At 44.7% G+C, this 17,840-nt stretch carries 16 protein-coding genes and 1 pseudogene; 15 read left to right on the top strand and 2 right to left on the bottom strand.

Features of this window, described 5'->3' with window-relative positions:
* The first annotated feature begins 66 nt into the window (after window positions 1-66).
* The 13 genes and pseudogenes from D0Y50_RS10360 (at window position 67) to D0Y50_RS10300 (ending at window position 13,884) form a co-directional block, all read left to right on the top strand.
* A complete protein-coding gene (locus D0Y50_RS10360) occupies window positions 67-582 on the top strand; it encodes a DUF411 domain-containing protein (RefSeq protein WP_044447419.1) in 516 nt (171 codons plus the stop codon).
* Window positions 582-1,943, top strand: a complete 1,362-nt coding sequence (locus D0Y50_RS10355) for a TolC family protein (RefSeq protein WP_117316861.1) — start codon at window positions 582-584, stop codon at window positions 1,941-1,943. The genes D0Y50_RS10360 and D0Y50_RS10355 overlap by 1 nt, the downstream gene beginning before the upstream one ends.
* Window positions 1,943-3,943 (top strand): efflux RND transporter periplasmic adaptor subunit, encoded by a 2,001-nt coding sequence (locus D0Y50_RS10350; RefSeq protein WP_044447422.1) that lies wholly within the window; start codon window positions 1,943-1,945, stop codon window positions 3,941-3,943. The genes D0Y50_RS10355 and D0Y50_RS10350 overlap by 1 nt, the downstream gene beginning before the upstream one ends.
* Window positions 3,940-7,073: pseudogene (locus tag D0Y50_RS10345) on the top strand (efflux RND transporter permease subunit). Before D0Y50_RS10350 ends, D0Y50_RS10345 begins: the two are co-directional and overlap by 4 nt.
* Window positions 7,074-7,162: 89 nt before the next feature.
* A complete protein-coding gene (locus D0Y50_RS10340) occupies window positions 7,163-7,774 on the top strand; it encodes a peptidase (protein WP_232366236.1) in 612 nt (203 codons plus the stop codon).
* A gap of 1 nt (window position 7,775) precedes the next feature.
* Complete coding sequence (locus D0Y50_RS10335) at window positions 7,776-8,447, top strand: hypothetical protein (RefSeq protein WP_117316856.1); 672 nt, start codon at window positions 7,776-7,778, stop codon at window positions 8,445-8,447.
* A 101-nt stretch (window positions 8,448-8,548) separates the two neighbouring features.
* Entirely contained in the window at window positions 8,549-9,589 is a 1,041-nt protein-coding gene (locus tag D0Y50_RS10330) for an IS481 family transposase (protein WP_117315792.1), read from the top strand.
* 116 nt (window positions 9,590-9,705) lie between these two features.
* Window positions 9,706-10,815: a 2Fe-2S iron-sulfur cluster-binding protein gene (locus D0Y50_RS10325; RefSeq protein ID WP_232366235.1), complete on the top strand. Its 1,110-nt coding sequence runs from the start codon at window positions 9,706-9,708 to the stop codon at window positions 10,813-10,815.
* 18 nt (window positions 10,816-10,833) lie between these two features.
* Entirely contained in the window at window positions 10,834-11,235 is a 402-nt protein-coding gene (locus D0Y50_RS10320) for a copper resistance CopC family protein (RefSeq protein ID WP_117316852.1), read from the top strand.
* A 14-nt stretch (window positions 11,236-11,249) separates the two neighbouring features.
* Window positions 11,250-12,164 carry a copper resistance D family protein gene (locus tag D0Y50_RS10315; RefSeq protein WP_117316850.1) on the top strand — a complete coding sequence of 305 codons (915 nt, stop codon included), beginning with the start codon at window positions 11,250-11,252 and terminating at the stop codon, window positions 12,162-12,164.
* Window positions 12,165-12,176: 12 nt separating this feature from the next.
* Complete coding sequence (locus tag D0Y50_RS10310; protein ID WP_117316848.1) at window positions 12,177-12,656, top strand: YybH family protein; 480 nt, start codon at window positions 12,177-12,179, stop codon at window positions 12,654-12,656.
* 26 nt (window positions 12,657-12,682) lie between these two features.
* Window positions 12,683-13,168, top strand: a complete 486-nt coding sequence (locus tag D0Y50_RS10305) for a nuclear transport factor 2 family protein (RefSeq protein WP_117316847.1) — start codon at window positions 12,683-12,685, stop codon at window positions 13,166-13,168.
* Window positions 13,169-13,179: 11 nt separating this feature from the next.
* Complete coding sequence (locus D0Y50_RS10300; protein WP_117316845.1) at window positions 13,180-13,884, top strand: DUF1624 domain-containing protein; 705 nt, start codon at window positions 13,180-13,182, stop codon at window positions 13,882-13,884.
* Between the two features lie 99 nt (window positions 13,885-13,983).
* Here D0Y50_RS10300 and D0Y50_RS10295 read toward each other — a convergent pair whose 3' ends face one another.
* Together D0Y50_RS10295 and D0Y50_RS10290 are read right to left on the bottom strand one after the other, a co-directional pair.
* Entirely contained in the window at window positions 13,984-14,319 is a 336-nt protein-coding gene (locus D0Y50_RS10295; protein ID WP_232366234.1) for a hypothetical protein, read from the bottom strand.
* Window positions 14,320-14,394: 75 nt separating this feature from the next.
* On the bottom strand, window positions 14,395-16,515 hold the full coding sequence (locus D0Y50_RS10290) for an SDR family NAD(P)-dependent oxidoreductase (RefSeq protein WP_117316843.1): 2,121 nt from the start codon (window positions 16,513-16,515) through the stop codon (window positions 14,395-14,397).
* Between the two features lie 443 nt (window positions 16,516-16,958).
* On the opposite strand from D0Y50_RS10290, the gene D0Y50_RS10280 reads away from it, so the two are divergent.
* Window positions 16,959-17,414: a hypothetical protein gene (locus D0Y50_RS10280; RefSeq protein WP_105935250.1), complete on the top strand. Its 456-nt coding sequence runs from the start codon at window positions 16,959-16,961 to the stop codon at window positions 17,412-17,414.
* 64 nt (window positions 17,415-17,478) lie between these two features.
* Complete coding sequence (locus tag D0Y50_RS10275; RefSeq protein WP_117316841.1) at window positions 17,479-17,835, top strand: hypothetical protein; 357 nt, start codon at window positions 17,479-17,481, stop codon at window positions 17,833-17,835.
* The last annotated feature ends 5 nt before the right edge of the window (window positions 17,836-17,840 follow it).

The raw sequence follows: 17,840 nt of genomic DNA, 5'->3' as shown, positions 1-17,840 counted from the left end.
TATCGCTTGTTAGTCGAATGTTCGTAGCAAGCCATTTATTTAAACAATAGAAATGAGAAAGTAATTATGTCAATTATTACGCATCGCTCGATGTGGATAGCCTTGGTGTTTGCACTGTTTTTATCAGCATGTACCGACGCAACACAGATAAATAACGATTCAGAGGCAGTGACTGAATCCCCGATAACGTCCTTAACAGTCTACAAAAGCCGTTCTTGTAAGTGTTGCCAAAAGTGGGTGAACCATATTGAAGAGCACGGGTTCGACGCAGACGTATCCAATGTTACGTTAATGTCTCGAATTAAAGACAAATATGGTGTTGCGCCTAATTACCGTTCGTGCCATACGGCATTGTCCCCAGGCGGTTTTGTTTTTGAAGGTCACATTCCAGCAAAATTCATTCAGCAATTTTTAGACAATATACCTGAAGGCGCCATCGGACTCAGTGTGCCGGCTATGCCAATTGGCTCACCTGGTATGGAAGTCGGTGATCAATTTCGTCCTTATCTTATTCTGCAACTCAATGACGATGGCAGCGCAACCACTTATGCCGAAGTTAATACCTATGAGGAGCAATTCTAATGAGACGCTTTTCATTTCATGTCATTGTACTAATGACGCTTTTGAATACTGGGCTCGCCCAAAGTCAAACCAAGTCGGTATTGACATTGGAGCAGGCTGTTGAAATCGCGATTAACAACGATCCTTGGCTTGTAGGCAGTGAGTATCGCGAGCAAGCCATTGTTTCAAGTAGCGTGGCAGCCGCTAGTTTGCCGGACCCGGTAGTTAATATTGGTTTAGCGAACTTACCAACAGATGGATTCGCATTCGATCAAGAACCCATGACGCAACTTAAGGCAGGGGTTTCACAGATGTTCCCCAGAGGGGATTCGTTAGATATTCGTTCTCGTCAATTAAGAGAGCAAGCCGCCGAGCACCCATTAATGCGTGCTGATCGCATCGCCCGCACACGTGTGCAGGTCTCTGATATTTGGCTTGAAATTTATCGCGCGCAGCAGAGTATTAAGCTAATCCATCAAGATAGGGCATTGTTTGAGCAACTCAGTGACATTGCCAAAGCGAATTATGCGACCGCCCTTGGACGCGTGCGACAGCAAGACATCATTAGGGCGAAGTTAGAATTGACGCGGTTAGAAGACAGATTAACAAAACTACAAGCACTGGAAGAACGCGCAACAGGTAAGTTATTGGAATGGATCCTAAAAAACCAGCAGTCTGCACGCCAACTTGGCTTTGATGCATTTAGCGCGTTGCAGTTGCCTAATACATTACCTGCCATTGCAAAAATCACTGACAACACGTTGTTAATGGTAGAAAGGAAAAACCAACAACAGCTCGCGGAATTACTCGCAGATCACCCTTATATTTTATCCATTAATCAACGTATCAGAGCGAGTCAAACCGGGGTTGAGTTAGCTAAAGAAAAATACAAACCCCAATGGGGCGAAAATGCCAGTTACGCTTTTCGCGATGATACCCCGGCAGGTGCAAGTCGAGCTGATTTCTTGTCAGTCGGTGTTAGTTTTGATTTACCTATCTTTACTGAAAACCGTCAAGACAAAGAAGTCTCTGCAGCCGTAAATCAATCAGAAGCCATAAAGACTGACAAGTTACTCGCACTGCGCGAAATGATGTCTGCCATCCAGTCGTTATACGCTGAGCGAGAACGTTTAACTGACAGGCAATCGTTATACAACGACGAGTTATTAGCACAAATGCAAGAACAAGCTGATGCGTCCTTGAATGCCTACACCAATGATGAAGGCGATTTCTCCGAAGTTGCTCGCGCGCGTATCGCGGATTTGAATGCGCGTATTGATGCATTGGATATCGATGTGGATCTCGTCAGAACAAACATTCGACTTAATTATTACTTCAATACCACCGCAGGTATTTCCAAGACTCAATTCGGAGAACAATAATGAATAACACGAAAGCCATTATTTTAGGATGTGTTATCGGCGGTGCAATGACTGCGTTAGCATATACATTCCTACTTCCTTCTGATGCACCATCTAACGCAGCAGGGCAAAGCACAGAACCCCAGCCACTCTATTGGGTGGCACCGATGGATCCCAATTACCGTCGTGATGAACCGGGTAAATCTCCGATGGGAATGGATCTCGTCCCCGTTTATGAGGAGAGCACGGGAGGTAATGAAGGTCCGGGAACCATTAGCATATCACCCAATGTAGTTAATAATTTAGGGGTAAGAACAGCATCGGTTCAACGCCGCTCGCTGCATGTCCCTATTCGTACGGTTGGCTATGTGCAATACAATGAAGACACTTTGATACATATCCACCCACGCGTTGAAGGTTGGGTAGATACACTGCATGTGAAAGCCTCGGGAGAGTATGTCAAAAAAGGCGAACCATTGTATTCGCTCTATTCCCCAGAATTGGTCAATGCGCAAGAAGAGCTGCTGATCGCGATGCGCCGCGGGAGCGACGATTTGATCAATGCTGCTCGGTCGCGGTTAGATGCGTTGCAAATGCCAAATGAAGCGATTCAGTCCTTAATATCGAGCAAAAAAGTTCGTCAAACGATCACTTTTTCGGCACCGCAAACCGGGTTTGTTGACAATTTAAATATCCGCGAAGGATTCTTTATCAAGCCAGGCAATACCCTCCTATCCATTGGTGCGTTGGATGAGGTGTGGGTTGATGCTGAAATCTTTGAACGGCAATCCGCGCAAGTCACTGTTGGACTTCCCGTCACAATGACGTTGGATTTTTTACCCGGCAAAACATGGGAGGGTGAGGTTGATTACGTCTACCCCACACTTGAACAGAGCACTCGAACGCTGCGGGTTCGGTTACGCTTTAAAAATGCCGATTACGCGCTTAAGCCGAACATGTTTGCCCAGATCACAATACATTCAGACTTTGACTCAGACAACGTTCTTGTGCCATCAGAAGCGGTTATCAGAACCGGCACGCAAGATCGTGTTGTCTTGGCGTTCGGTGACGGGCAATTCAAGTCCATTGCCGTAGATGTAGGTCGAGTGGTAGAGGACTACACTGAGATTACTACAGGTCTCATCGACGGGGATCAGATTGTCACCTCTGCACACTTTTTACTCGATTCAGAAAGCAGTATCAGTTCAGATTTTAAACGGATGGAAGCACCTGATGCACTCCCGTCGTCGGTTTTTACCGAAGCCACCATCACCGATGTTATGCCCTCACATAACATGATAACAGTGAACCATGGCGCCATCAGTGAATGGGATTGGCCAGAAATGACAATGGATTTTACTGTCGCCAACCACGTAGACCTAACGAGTTTGCGGCAAGGTATGGGGGCGCATATTGAAATTAGTAAAGAAAACGATGGTCAGTATGTGGTAACGACGGTGCATATCATTGACGACAATGCTGATACACAGACTATAAATGGACGCACTATATGGACTGAAGCAACGATTAATTCAGTTATGTCCTCACACAAAATGCTAAATCTTGACCACGGAGCAATTGAAGCGTGGGATTGGCCCGCGATGACAATGGATTTCTTTGTTGCTGACACTATCGATTTATCACAGTTGGAAGCTGGTATGGATTTGCATATTGAAATCACCAAAACCGGTGATAGCGACTATCTGGTAACAACCATCCATGTAAAATCAGCAGAACCAAGTTCAGCGCAAAGCGCAGTGGTGACAGGCACCATTAATGCCATCAATACGCAGTCTCGTGTAGTCAATATTTCACGTGAAGCGATCCCAAAGTGGGATAGGCCGGCGGCAACTCTTGACTTTACCGTGAGCGACGCTATCGATATCAGCCAATTTACGGTCGGTGCTGACATTACATTTACGTTTGAGATCACTGACGGCAACTTTAGGATCCTGAGCATTCAGTCTGAAAGCCAAGATGCTTCGATGGATCATAGCAACCATGGAGGAGCACACGAATGATCGCTGCTATTATTCGATGGTCAGTTTCCAACCGCTTCTTCGTATTACTGACGACCTTAATTATTATCGGCGGTGGTTTATTCACGCTAAAGAATACACCAATTGATGCATTGCCCGACCTATCTGATGTCCAGGTCATCATTAAGACGAGTTACCCTGGACAAGCACCTCAGGTGGTTGAAGATCAGGTGACTTATCCTCTTACCACAGCGATGTTGTCGGTACCAGGCGCTAAAACAGTCAGGGGTTATTCTTTCTTTGGCGACTCATATGTCTACATCATTTTTGATGACAGCACGGATCTCTATTGGGCCCGAAGCCGTGTATTAGAATACCTGTCTCAAGTTGCTCCCAATTTGCCTGAAAATGCTCGGCCACAATTAGGCCCAGATGCAACGGGTGTGGGTTGGGTTTACTTGTATGCATTGGTTGACCGCACAGGCAAAAACGACATATCACAACTACGTAGTCTGCAGGATTGGTTCCTCAAGTACGAACTGCAAACCGTTCCCGGTGTCTCTGAGGTTTCTGCGTTAGGCGGCATGGTAAAGCAATATCAAGTTAAAGTTGATCCTGAAAAACTGCGGGCTTATGGGATCCCGCTATCGCATATTCAAATGGCCATCAAAAGAGGCAACCAAGAAGTTGGCGCATCTGTTATTGAAATGTCTGAGGCTGAATATATGGTCAGGGCGACAGGGTATATTTCAAGCAAACAAGATATCGAAACGATCCCTCTCGGCGTGAATGAAAATGGTACGCCGCTGTTGGTTAGGGATATCGCGGATGTGCAATTAGGTCCTCAAATGCGCAGGGGTATCGCTGAGCTGAATGGCGAAGGAGAAACCGTAGGCGGCATCGTTGTTATGCGATTTGGAGAAAATGCTCAAACAACCATTAACGGAGTCAAAGCTAAACTCGACGATCTTAAAAAATGATTGCCGGATGGCGTCGAAATCGTCACGGTTTACGATCGCTCAGCTTTGATTGAACGGGCGGTAGATAACTTGGCCTCTAAACTGGTAGAAGAGTTTATCGTCGTTGCCCTAGTGTGTATCGCGTTCTTATTTCATGTACGTTCATCGCTGGTCGCAATTATAAGTATTCCTGTCGGGATCATCACGGCAATCATCGTGATGTATATGCAAGGTATCAATGCGAACATCATGTCCTTGGGGGGATCGCTATTGCTATTGGTGCAATGAGCGATGGGGCCATTGTCATGATCGAAAATATGCATAAGCATATGGAGCGAACCCCCCTGACGAAAGAAAATCGATGGCAGGTCGTCATAGATTCAGCGTCTGAAGTCGGACCTGCGCTGTTTTTCAGTTTGTTGATCATCACCGTTAGTTTCGTACCAGTGTTTACGCTGGAAGCGCAAGAGGGCAGGATGTTCTCGCCGCTTGCATTCACCAAAACATATGCGATGGCCGCTTCCGCAGCGCTTGCGATCACCTTGGTGCCAGTTTTGATGGGGTACTTTGTGCGCGGTAAAGTACTTGCGGAGCATAAGAATCCTGTAAATCGGTTCTTGACGTTTTTATACATGCCAACACTGAAAACGGTATTACGTTTTCCCAAGTTGACCATGCTGGTCGCCGTTATAGTACTGGGAATTGGGCTTTGGCCAATTGATAAGATCGGTAGCGAATTTATCCCGCCGCTTGATGAAGGTGACTTAATGTATATGCCGACGACTTATGCCGGTATTTCGATAGGTAAAGCACGCGAGTTATTGCAACAAACCAATAAACTGATCAAGACCGTTCCTGAGGTCGAAACGGTGTTTGGCAAGGTCGGCCGAGCCGATACGGCAACCGATCCTGCGCCATTAACAATGATAGAAACGTTTATACAATTAAAACCTCAAGATCAATGGCGTGAAGGCATGACGCCCCAGGATCTGATCAAAGAATTTGATGCTGTGGTTAATTTGCCGGGGTTAACGAACGCATGGGTTATGCCAATTAAAACGCGGATTGATATGTTGGCTACCGGTATTAAGACCCCCGTGGGCATCAAGATTGGAGGTCCAGATCTTATGGAAATTCAAAAGATTGGTCAACAAATTGAAACGATACTTTCAGATATTGAGGGCACTGCATCCGTTTATTCAGAGCGCGTTGCCGGCGGGCGTTATGTCAAAGTCGATATCCAACGTGAACGGGCCGCTCGCTATGGTCTTAACATAGCAGACGTTCAACAAGTTGTTTCTAGTGCGATTGGAGGAATGAATGTTACACAAAGCGTCGAAGGATTAGAGCGCTACCCAGTGAATATTCGATATCCACAATCATATCGCTCATCACCTGAATCATTGTCATTGTTGCCTATTGTCACACCACAAGGCAAACGCATTGCGTTGGCTGATGTCGCGGATGTGTATATTGAAGATGGTCCCCCAGGCATTAAAAGTGAAAATGCACGCCTTAATGGCTGGGTGTATGTGGATATTGATGGTGTAGACATTGGCTCTTATGTCGTCGCAGCGCAGCAGGTCGTCAGTGAGGAGCTGGTATTGCCTGCAGGATACTCCATAACGTGGTCGGGACAATATGAATATATGTTGCGGGCAAAAGAAAAATTAACCTATGTAGTGCCATTGACTTTAGCCATTATCGTGATCTTGTTATACCTCAACTTCCGCAATTTTATTGAAGTAGCGATCATCATGGGAACGTTGCCTTTATCGATGGTCGGTAGTATTTGGCTTATGTACTTAGAGGGGTTTAACTTTTCAGTGGCAGTGGGCGTTGGCTTCATTGCATTGGCCGGGGTCGCTGTCGAGATTGGCGTCATTATGCTGGTGTACTTGAATCATGAGTACCAGGCGTTAATCGACAAATGCAAAATGGACGGTATTAAACCCACCGTAGGAATGCTAACCGAAGCCGTATTGCATGGCGCGGGTTTGCGTGTCCGGCCAGTCATGATGACGACCGCAACCATTATATTCGGACTATTACCGGTACTTTATGGCTCAGGTACGGGGTCTGAAGTGATGAGTCGTATCGCTGCGCCCATGGTGGGCGGGATGGTCAGTGCGATTTTATTGACGCTACTTATTTTACCAGCCATTTATTTAATATGGCGAAAACAGCAGCTCAAAACGATGAGTAATTGGTAGTTATGCGTCGCCTTGCTCGTCGGTTACACCGATACCTACTGTTTATTGTCGGTGTGCAGATGCTCCTCTGGTCAGTGAGTGGACTCTACATGGTCTGGTTTGATATCCACTATATTCATGGCGATCATTTCATGAAAAGCTCGCCCGCGCTTTCATCATTGTCAACGGTAAACGTTGGCTTTGATGAGATAGTCGCTCGCTACCCTGATGCTAAGTCAATCGTTTTGGGCAGTGTGGGGGAGATGCCGGTTTACCGATTAACCCTCACCAGTAAGACGCACCTGATCAGCGGCTTATCAGGAGACGTCATCCAACCGTTGTCAGACAAACAAGCCACCGCCATCGCAATGTCCAGGTCAAGTCGGTCGTATGAGGTCGACAATGTGACCTTGCTGGGTGAAAACGAAGAGGATAGTGCGGTTGGGCAACGAGGACGTCCATTATGGCGAGTTGAATTTAAAGGCGCACTTGCGCCAACATTTTACGTCAGTCAAGACACAGGTAAGGTTGAATATATTCGACATGCCCCTTGGCAAGTATTTGATTGGTTATGGCGCCTCCATATTATGGATTACCAAGACGGTGAAGACGTTAGTAATACACTATTAGTGAGCATGACTATCATAGGGCTGTTGGCCGCATTAGCAGGCTTGCTATTGCTGCCTTATTCCTTTTCGTCATCGCGAAAGGCAGCTGACTGAAATGTTCTGGCGGATCATTCACAAATACCTTGCATTGATTGTGTTTTCACAATTAATGGTTTGGCTCGCTACGGGTTTTTTACTCGGACAGGCTGAGCACAGTAAACCCCTCTCCAGAATCGCAAGTGACGCTATTGCAGGAAGTGTATTAACGCCAAACCTAATATCCGTCGAGAACGTCCTTATACGCTCATCCAATGCGCTCTCTGTTGAGCTGCTTAGCTTGTTGGGAAACCCGACCTATAAGGTTATGACGCACTATGCTAGACATGCCCATGAAAGAGAGTATGAGTTAATAGACGCGATAAAGGGAAATAAAATAGAACTAACAGCGAACGATATCCGTGATCTGGTCAACAATCAGTTCCGGTTAACTTCGCCTATTCAAGATTTGCGCCGTGTTGATCCGCCGATAGAGCATCTACCCAAAGAGCAACAATCGGTTTGGCATGTACGTTTATCAGACAGAGAAACGACACACATTTATGTCCGAGCATCGACAGGGGAATTGGCCGGCGTCGTCGATAGCAACAGGGAATGGACAAACTTGTTGATGCTATTGCACTTTATGGATTATCAGAACACCGGCTCATTTAATCACTGGTGGATCAAGGCTCTCGCGTTACTGACTGTGCTGATGAGTATTTCAGGAATTACGTGGCTGGTTAGCTGAATTAGTCTCGACTTAATCTGACACTTCTTCTTGAAAAGATGAGAGTTACCCGTTTTGATAAAGGTGTCGAATCTTTAATCAAAACAAAATAGGTAACTCTCATGTTGCATACTAGCAATCCAATCATCAAACACAAAGCAGGACTGTTAAATCTGGCTGAAGAGCTGGGCAATGTATCGAAGGCCTGCAAAGTGATGGGCGTGTCTCGTGACACGTTTTATCGGTATCAGGAGTTGGTTGAAGAAGGCGGTGTTGATTCGCTGATTAACCGTTCAAGACGCACACCTAATCTCAAGAACAGGGTCGATGAGCAGACCGAACAAGCTGTCATAGCTCACGCCATTGAGTTTCCCGCTCACGGTCAAGCCAGAACAAGTAATGAGCTGCGTAAAGCAGGCGTGTTCGTTTCAGGCAGCGGTGTTCGCTCGATATGGCTCAGACATAATCTGGAAAACTTCAAAAAGCGACTTGCCGCACTGGAAGCCAAAGTTGAAAGCGAAGGCATCATTTTGACCGATGAGCAGGTTGCCGCGCTTGAGAAGAAAAAGCAGGATGATGAGGCCTGCGGTGAGATTGAAACACACCATCCCGGCTATCTAGGCTCGCAAGATACCTTCTACGTCGGCAACCTCAAAGGTGTCGGCCGCATTTACCAGCAAACCTTCGTTGATACCTACAGTAAAATTGCGTTCGCCAAGCTCTACACGACCAAAACGCCAATCACCTCGGCCGACATCCTCAACGACAGAGTGTTGCCGTTCTTTGAGGCTCAGGAGCTGCCCATGCTGCGGATTCTGACAGACAGGGGCACAGAATATTGTGGCAAAGTGGAACAGCATGATTATCAGCTCTACTTAGCCATCAACGATATCGACCACACAAAAACCAAGGCGCGACATCCGCAAACCAATGGGATCTGTGAGCGATTCCACAAAACCATCCTGAATGAATTCTATCAGGTCACCTTCCGCAAAAAGCTCTATGACTCGCTGGAAGCATTACAGAAAGATCTGGACGAGTGGCTGGAATACTACAACAATGGAAGGACTCATCAGGGCAAAATGTGCTGCGGCAGAACGCCAATGGAAACATTAACCGATGGGAAGCAGATTTGGGCTGAGAAGAACTTAGCTCAAAGCTAATCTGACACTGGCACCGTGAAACGGGTAACTGTCAGATCAGGTCTGAGCTAGTACAGGTTAGCCTCGTTAAAAATAAGCAAGTATTCATTGGGTGGTGGTATAGAAAGCAAGACTTAGTGGTACGAGATCAGCAAGGTTACCTCCAAAACGTCGTTGCTAAGGACAATGAATCACTTCTGGATTGTCTACAGCACAACGCCCTTTCTATTGGGTCAGTATGTGGGGGAGGGGGAACATGCGGCCAATGTATTGTGCGCCTTGATCCATCGGCTGCCATTTCAGTTGCAGAACGATACCGCTTATCTCAAGACAGGTTGTTGTCCGGTTATCGTTTAGCTTGTCAGCAAAACACTGATTTGAAAGGCAACGTTCAGCTTGTAGAGTCTCCAAACCCCAAAACAGTATCATGCGAGTTGCTCTCAAACACATTCATTACACCCTTTATCAAAGAATTAAGATTTAAATATCAAGGCAGTGTTCCACTGGATTTTAAGCCTGGCAGTTTTGTTCAATTCACGATTAAAGAAGGTCAATCTTTAGCGTTTCCGAAAGACTTACCGAGACGCTATCAGCCTTATTGGCCGCGTTTTGAATCAGCTACATTTTCCCATCCAAACACTGTCAGGCATTATTCAGTTGCAAACCGAAATGATGGTAGTGGCGTGCTTACATTCAATATAAAAATGCAACCGGCACAATCTAACAACCAAAGACCTGGCATCGGTTCTTTTCACCTTGGTAATTTAAGCATCGGCACGGTGGTTGATATAGTTGCGCCTCGAGGGGGATTTAACTTACTTGATGACCTTGGTGTACGAGAAATTGTGTTGGTCGGTGGGGGCTCGGGTATAGCACCTCTAAAAGCTCTAATCGATGAACTAATATTTGGCTTGCATTCGACACTGCCTATAACCCTCTTTTATGGCGCCAAACACCCTGTTGAATTGGCAAATCATTGCTGGTTAAAAGCGGTTGAAACACAGCATTCCAATTTCTCCTATCAACCTATCGGGTCTAACGCGTCTTCTGTTTGGTATGGACAGGTGGGCCGCGTACAAACGCCGTTGAATGCATTTGTGTCTGCGCACCGTAGCCTCCATCGATGTTTGTTTTTCCTCTGCGGTCCTCCGGCAATGATGAACGATGTAACCCAATTACTATTACGCTACTCCGTCAATGAAAATGCTATACAAATCGATTCATTTTCACCATTTACTACTACTTAAAACTATCGAGGTTTATTTATGAAAACACAATTGTCAACGTTCTTACTGACCGCTCTTTTCTTGAGCACAAGCAGTTATGCTCACACATCGTTGAAAACGTCCATGCCAAAAAACAATGCGATGTTAATGTCATCGCCTCCACAATTGTCCGTTGTTTTTACTGAGCCAGTTCGTTTGGCCAAATTGACGTTAAATTCTCAAAACGGCGCGCCTGTCGACTTTAATTTTTCTCCATCAATGGAGTCTAACACTTTCTTTAATTACGACTTACCGACGTTATCGCCGGGTAACTATATCGCACAGTGGATGTTACTTGGTGAGGATGGGCACAAAATGGACGGTTCATTTGACTTCATGGTTCACGGAAGCAAGTCCATGCAAGATGACAAAAAAGCCCATAGTCAACACAAAGACCATTAACGAGGAAGATTAAAATGGCAATTTGGGAAGTATTTATCCTATCCACCAAGCTTACAGTCTATCTCGGACTTTCGGCGCTTTTGGGCGGATTTCTTATCCTTCTTTTAGTGCCATTTAGCCTGGAAAAACAATCTCAAGCTCGTCTGCTTCTGCAAGCTCATATTATTAAGTATATGGCTATGTTTGCTTTAGTTGGTGTTTTCGCGACTACGTTGGATTTCTTTTTCCAAGTGGGGTCGCTGTCTCAAACGGGTTTCACAGGCATGTTTGATGCGGTCTTGCAACGTATGGTTGCACAATCTACTTTAGGGACTATTGCAATAAGTCGGCTGTGCATATTCATCGTCGGCATTGCTTTTTGTGGTTTGTTTTATTGGCAACTCGCTCGCAAAAAAACACCTCAATTTATCGTGACTCTTCTTGGTTCAATAATTCTGTGGGGGAGTGTTGGATATGTATTCATGCTTTCCGGGCATACCGTGCAACTGGAACGTTCATATGGTTATGCATTAGCTGTGCATGTGATCATCGCGCTAAGCTGGATGGGCGCTCTTTGGCCGTTGTCAGCAGCATGCCTGCACCTATCGCCTACACCGCTTTACACTCTGATGCGGCAATTTGGTCATCTTGCTATAGGACTGGTGAGCCTGCTGATCCTTGCCGGCACTCTGCTAGCATGGGAGCTAGTTGGTTCTGTAGGTAATTTATTCAATCAAATCTATGGACAAAGCCTGCTGTTAAAGCTGGGCTTTGTCAATGCGATCCTGCTGCTTGCCGCATGGCATAAATTAAAATCAACGCCCAAGCTTTTAACGCACAGTAACGCAGCGATAGACATGCGCCGTTCGATTCAAATTGAAATGCTCATTGGACTATGCATTTTTCTGATCACCGTTGCTTTGACTACTGTTCTTGGTCCTCAATCTTAACTTTGGATTTATATGAAAATTAATTACGTTTTAACGACTGTTTTATCTATTGCGCTGCTTTCATTTAGTACGTTTGCCCATGAGCCACCCAAATCAATAGAGCGCTCTGCAACTCACTTCAGTGGTTTGGATACTGCAGCGGGTCGCAGTGTGCTCGCTTATCACGAAGCATTATCTAATGGCCAAGCGGATGACGTCATGAGTGCATTGACATCCGAAGTCATTATTTTAGAGGGATCGCGAATAGAACGCAGTGCCGAAGAATATCGGCAACATCATTTACACGCTGATATGCGATTTTCTGCGGCTGTCAAAACCACAACAATTGAACATCATGTTCGCGTTTATGGGGATACGGCGGTCTCAATTGCCAGAAGCCACACCCTTGGCACATACAAAGGTAAACAAATTGATAAGCAAGGAAATGAAACACTGGTACTTAACCTTATCAATGGTCATTGGAAAATAAGTCATATCCATTGGTCCCATTAACACTTTAATTTATAGGAAAACTTTAAATGACGTTACTTATACGAATCTCACTCGTCCTGATGTTAAGCACAACTACACTGGGCGTCTTTGCATCACAGGCAGATGAAGACAAAGCGACGATTGAAGAAATTATCATTGCTATTGAAAACGGTTGGGAGTCGGGCCAAGGACGGCCTTTTTATGAACACTATCTCGACCATAAAGGTGCTCGATACATTGAATCAGGCGGCCAAAACACAGGATTAAGTGATCTCGTCGAAAATCATGTGGAGCCAGAGAAAGAAGTACTCAAACGCCTCACCATCGATATATTGGATATGGATATTACAATTGATGACGATATGGCATGGGCGATTACGACCGTAAATGTGTCTGGTGAAGTAAGAAAAACTGGCTCAACATTTGACAAAAAGGGCTACCAAACGTACTTGTTTAAACGAACGAGTAATGGATGGAAAGTCATACATTCACATTCGTCTACCCGCGATAAAAAGCCCCACAAGCATCATTAAGCGACGTCAGTATGCCCATCACTCGCAACGTTACCCTAGACATCATGCGCACGGTCGCCATTGTATTAATGGTGATCTTTCACTTCGCGTATGACTTGCGGTTCTTTGGCTGGGTAGATTGGAGTGTGCCAAATGGTCCTGGCTGGAAACAATTTCGGTATGTCATTTTATCACTCTTTTTCTTAAGTGTGGGTGCATCATTGGTGTTCGCTCATCACCAACGCGTGGATTTGAAATCCTTTGCGAAGCGAATAATGTGGATAGTGGTATGGGCATGCGTTATATCACTATTTACTTATTGGTTTTTCAATAGTCATTGGATATTTTTTGGTGTTTTACACTTTATCGCCGTGGCCAGTGTACTATGCCTTCCCTTCGCACGTTATCCAGTCATGGCTTGTTTTATTGGGATAGGGATTATTACACTGTTCTTAACGAATGTGGTTACAAGTAAATGGCCGTTTAACTTATGGGAATTGGGGCTGCCGTCATCACCCAACGATTATGTTGCACTATTTCCTTGGGTTGGCGTTGTATTGCTGGGCATTGGCGTTGGCCATATGTTTATTAAGGGTATAGATCCCTGTGCTTCACTGAAATTATCAACTAAAATCACGTTTTTAGGACGTCACAGTCTTGCTGTGTATGTGTTACATCAACCTCTGTTTTTTGTAACATTAGGCAGCGTGTATTGGCTTTCGCATTCGGTTATGTGAGTCTAAGTTGAAGATGAGACAATGATAATAAGGGACCTTTGACAAAAGTAGAGCGTTGTTTGTTTTACAAGTAGTCTCGGCGTTTCTAGCACTTGTATATCAGTAATAGTGTGGGTTCATCCAAGCAATAACCGCAGAAATAACGGCAACTAGGATGGCTGTTAATGTTAATACTGTGTTGGCCAAATTGCGTGTCGCTTCATTATATAACGTTTTCACCGCATCAATATCTTGTTCAATACGCGCAAGTCGACGATTAACTTCTGCATTGGAAAGCGTAGCATTTTCCAATAGTCGTAAATCTCGATTAATCTCATCAACCTGTTTTTTAAGGCCAACTAATCCGCGATAGAAGTCTGCGTGAACATAGTCATCGGTATCGGCAAAGCAAATGGTGGGAAGAAGTAGAGTAAAAACTAACATCCATTTAAACACTGTATATATCCTAATTACTGCAACTGACGGTTGATCGCCATAGCGCTTGAGTAAGTATTACACCAGCTTAACGGTTTATTGTAAATCCCGCTGCAAAGAGCCTGCAAACCTAAGTTGAGGGTCGTATTTCTTTTTTAAAGCAATCAAACGCTCTACATGGTGACCGAAATAACTGGTCAATGGACAGTCGTTGCCCATGTCATAATTTTGGTAGGCATGGCCATTAAAAAATGGGGATAATCGTTCATAGGTTTGATTAACCCAGTCTATAACCTTGGTATTGTCTTGATCGGGCAGAGTCACACCCGTGATGCTACATACAAATGAGGCATCGCGATGAATAAATGCGGTTTCATGGGTCTCGATATCCTGGATCGCGCCACATAACGGATCGAGCATAATGCCCGCTGCGTTGTCTGGGCAAGACTGATAGCATTGCAAAAGCGCATCAATAAACTGTTCCGTAAGTTCACCTTCAATGATCCCATTGCGCCAATAAAGTGCGTGCCCTTGTTCATATTCATTTGACTGGCACTCTATGTATTGTTTATGCGTAACAGAGATATCGGCATCCGTTTCCCATTTTGCTATGTTATTTAGGTTGGAGTCAGGGTCTTCACTAAACCCCATAATTGATATTTTTGCATTTTGTAACGCTGAACGAGCGATGTATGCATATAAGAATTGCGTTCTCGGCCCCTGCAGTACAGCATCGCTGTATTGCTTTAAAATAGGCTTTGCCTTTTGAATTGGCCATTCAATGATACCTCCTTGAACATAAGCTGGAGCCGGGTGCAGCCTAAATGTTATGTGGGTGATAACGCCAAATTGAGAGCCGCCACTGCCGCGTAGTGCCCAAAAAAGATCAGAGTGTTCCAAAGTGTTTATAACTCTTTGCTGACCATCTGCTGTGATCAGATTAAACGCCAAGACATTGTCGCAACTTAACCCATGTTTGCGAGACAAAAAACCGATCCCGCCGCCTAACGTTGCTCCTACAACACCGACATCCGGGCAGGTGCCTAATGGGATCACTTTCTTATATTTCGATAAGAACAGATCCAAATTATGATTTTTCACACCCGCGCCCACTCTTACTGACTGACCAACTGCGCAAAGTTCTATACTTTGAAAGGCAGACATATCAAGGACAATGCCACCGTCAATAACGGCCGCACCCGTTACCCCATGGCCGCCGCCTTTAACTGATATTTGTAAATTAAGGCGATTGGCATAGTCAATTGTATTAATGATATCGACGTCTGACTCAGGCACGACTATCGCATATGGAAAATGTGAAATGGCTCGATTAAAAACATGACGCCGCGCTGAATAGCCTGTACTTCCAACGTCCCAGACACTGCCGCTTAACTTGTTTCGCAACGACAGTAAGTCAGATTCAGTTGGCTTCGTTGAAATAGTTTTATTGGTATCAATTGGGTTGAGCGGCGCTTCGTCAATGCTTTGCAATAAATCCCAATTTGTTCTGCTAAATGTCTTTGGGTCTATACGATTTAACAATTGCCAAAGGTATTGTGCAACAAGGCGCGGCGGTAGTAGCTTGTTCTCTTCATGTAAGCCTCTTAAAAAGGCCGACATCGGCAGTACATCGCTTGGCACTTGCCGGATTTTTTTTTGCATCGCTGTATCAACATTTCCGGGAGCTGCGGTGGCAAAAACAGCTACATCTTCATTAACTTCTTGTCTAAAACAACTACACACCATATTTAAAGCCGTTTTACTCACACAGTATGCTGATGCGCCTTTCACTGCACTAACGGGTTGCTCGCTTGTCAAATACAGTACGCGGCTATGTTTAAACTTATCCAGGCACAGTTGTGTTATCAAAAAGGGGATATCGCAGTTGATTCTTTGTGCCGTGCGCCATTCTTTGTAGCCTATTGATTGAATAGGTTTAAGCGGTGTGACAATACCTGCACAATGCACTAAGTAATCAATCTGTTCGTATTGGCTAAGCGTTTCTTGAATTTCAATCGTTGCCGCTTCGTTATTAAAATCAACGTGTTCTATGATGAGGCGGGGTTCAAATTTTTCATTGAACGCTCCTAGTTCTGAGCTATCACGACACAGTGCAACAACAAGCATATTTGGATCCCTTGATAAGAATTCATTAGTCAATGCTAATCCAATCCCTGATCCTGCACCGGTAATTACCGCAATTTTGTGTTTCGTCATTTCTTATTATCCGCTCACCCAATTAAAAATTGCATCTGGTATTCAGCATATGCCGCTGCAAAGTAGCTATGAGGAGACCTGTTGACGCAGCTTGAGCATAGATAATTTTGAACCAAGGATAAATAAATCGATGATTTGATTACGGAAATGTAATGATTCTGTAATCCGATTGTCGTGAAGGATTGATCTAAATCAATTACATTTATCGTGTGATTTATAGGATGGATTTCATCAAAAGCAAAGGATAAATCGGGTGCAAAAAATTACGATAGCACTAATCTGCAATGCCACAAATGCCTATAACAGATGAAGAGCTTGAGGTTTTGGCCGAATTTTTATCGCCCAAATAGCACCTTGACCTGAGTCTAAGACATAGGATTAAGGTGACAAGTCGTCTATTTCAAACCTAAACCGCTCATGTGAGCACAATTAAAGGAAAAATTATGAAAACATTAACGTCATTATTACTGGCCAGCGCCCTTGTCGCTGCGCCAATTGCGACTTCTTACGCGCATCAACACACTGATAAATCTGACATGCCGATGATGGACGGTCAGATGATGAAGAAAATGCAAACACATATGGAAGAAATGCAAGCAGTTTTAGATGCAGTAAAAAGTGAATCTGATCCTGAAAAGCGTGAAGCCATGTTGCATGAGCATGCCCAAAAGATGCAAGACATGATGGGCATGATGGAAGGCAAAGATTCGATGGGAATGAAAGATGGAAAAGGAATGAAAGGCGGCATGGGCATGGAGCATAAACACAGTGATATGTCGACCGATGAGAAAATGAAAATGATGGAACAGCGTATGGCCATGATGGAAGACATGATGGGGCAAATGATGGGACATACGGCTGAAAAAGCGAAGCCAATACACAAGCATAAAAAGAACTAATCAATGCGTTATGAGGCTGGAAAAGCGACTGCCTCTTTTCTTTTAATAATCGCGGGAGTTTTACATGAACAAATTAATCAAGCTTTTATCAATTGCAGTCTTGTCTGTTGGGCTACTAGGGGGCTGTGCAAGCCAGATATACCATGACTACATCATGAGTGGGCAGGTTGTTACCGTCGATGATAAACAAGTAGTGGTGTGTGTCTCTGACACCGATGGTCTCAAAGAACATCAAGTCTTTAATGTTTATCGCACCGTTTTTGATGCGACAGCAATTTCTGAAGGGGAAGACGGCTACTCGCGCGAATTCGTGGGCAAAATTCGATTAGGTAAGACGAAGGATGAGCATTTTGCAGAGGCTATTGTACTTGATGGCGAACTTGCACGTTATGACATGGTCGAGTTTGATCGTGGGTTTTAATCGAT

Origin of the sequence: Salinimonas sediminis, assembly GCF_003429285.1 — a bacterium.
In the GTDB taxonomy this organism is placed as follows: domain Bacteria; phylum Pseudomonadota; class Gammaproteobacteria; order Enterobacterales; family Alteromonadaceae; genus Alteromonas; species Alteromonas indica.
Note: the sequence above shows the minus strand (reverse complement) of the source record. Positions and strands in the feature narration are given on the sequence as shown.

Excerpts from the sequence above, each read along its gene's own strand:
- D0Y50_RS10330 (WP_117315792.1), top strand. The coding sequence starts at position 8,549 with ATGTTGCATACTAGCAATCCAATCATCAAACACAAAGCAGGACTGTTA.
- D0Y50_RS10350 (WP_044447422.1), top strand. The coding sequence starts at position 1,943 with ATGAATAACACGAAAGCCATTATTTTAGGATGTGTTATCGGCGGTGCA.
- D0Y50_RS10355 (WP_117316861.1), top strand. The coding sequence starts at position 582 with ATGAGACGCTTTTCATTTCATGTCATTGTACTAATGACGCTTTTGAAT.
- D0Y50_RS10335 (WP_117316856.1), top strand. The coding sequence starts at position 7,776 with ATGTTCTGGCGGATCATTCACAAATACCTTGCATTGATTGTGTTTTCA.
- D0Y50_RS10310 (WP_117316848.1), top strand. The coding sequence starts at position 12,177 with ATGAAAATTAATTACGTTTTAACGACTGTTTTATCTATTGCGCTGCTT.
- D0Y50_RS10360 (WP_044447419.1), top strand. The coding sequence starts at position 67 with ATGTCAATTATTACGCATCGCTCGATGTGGATAGCCTTGGTGTTTGCA.
- D0Y50_RS10305 (WP_117316847.1), top strand. The coding sequence starts at position 12,683 with ATGACGTTACTTATACGAATCTCACTCGTCCTGATGTTAAGCACAACT.
- D0Y50_RS10280 (WP_105935250.1), top strand. The coding sequence starts at position 16,959 with ATGAAAACATTAACGTCATTATTACTGGCCAGCGCCCTTGTCGCTGCG.
- D0Y50_RS10300 (WP_117316845.1), top strand. The coding sequence starts at position 13,180 with ATGCCCATCACTCGCAACGTTACCCTAGACATCATGCGCACGGTCGCC.
- D0Y50_RS10340 (WP_232366236.1), top strand. The coding sequence starts at position 7,163 with ATGGTCTGGTTTGATATCCACTATATTCATGGCGATCATTTCATGAAA.
- D0Y50_RS10320 (WP_117316852.1), top strand. The coding sequence starts at position 10,834 with ATGAAAACACAATTGTCAACGTTCTTACTGACCGCTCTTTTCTTGAGC.
- D0Y50_RS10315 (WP_117316850.1), top strand. The coding sequence starts at position 11,250 with ATGGCAATTTGGGAAGTATTTATCCTATCCACCAAGCTTACAGTCTAT.
- D0Y50_RS10275 (WP_117316841.1), top strand. The coding sequence starts at position 17,479 with ATGAACAAATTAATCAAGCTTTTATCAATTGCAGTCTTGTCTGTTGGG.
- D0Y50_RS10290 (WP_117316843.1), bottom strand. The coding sequence starts at position 16,515 with ATGACGAAACACAAAATTGCGGTAATTACCGGTGCAGGATCAGGGATT.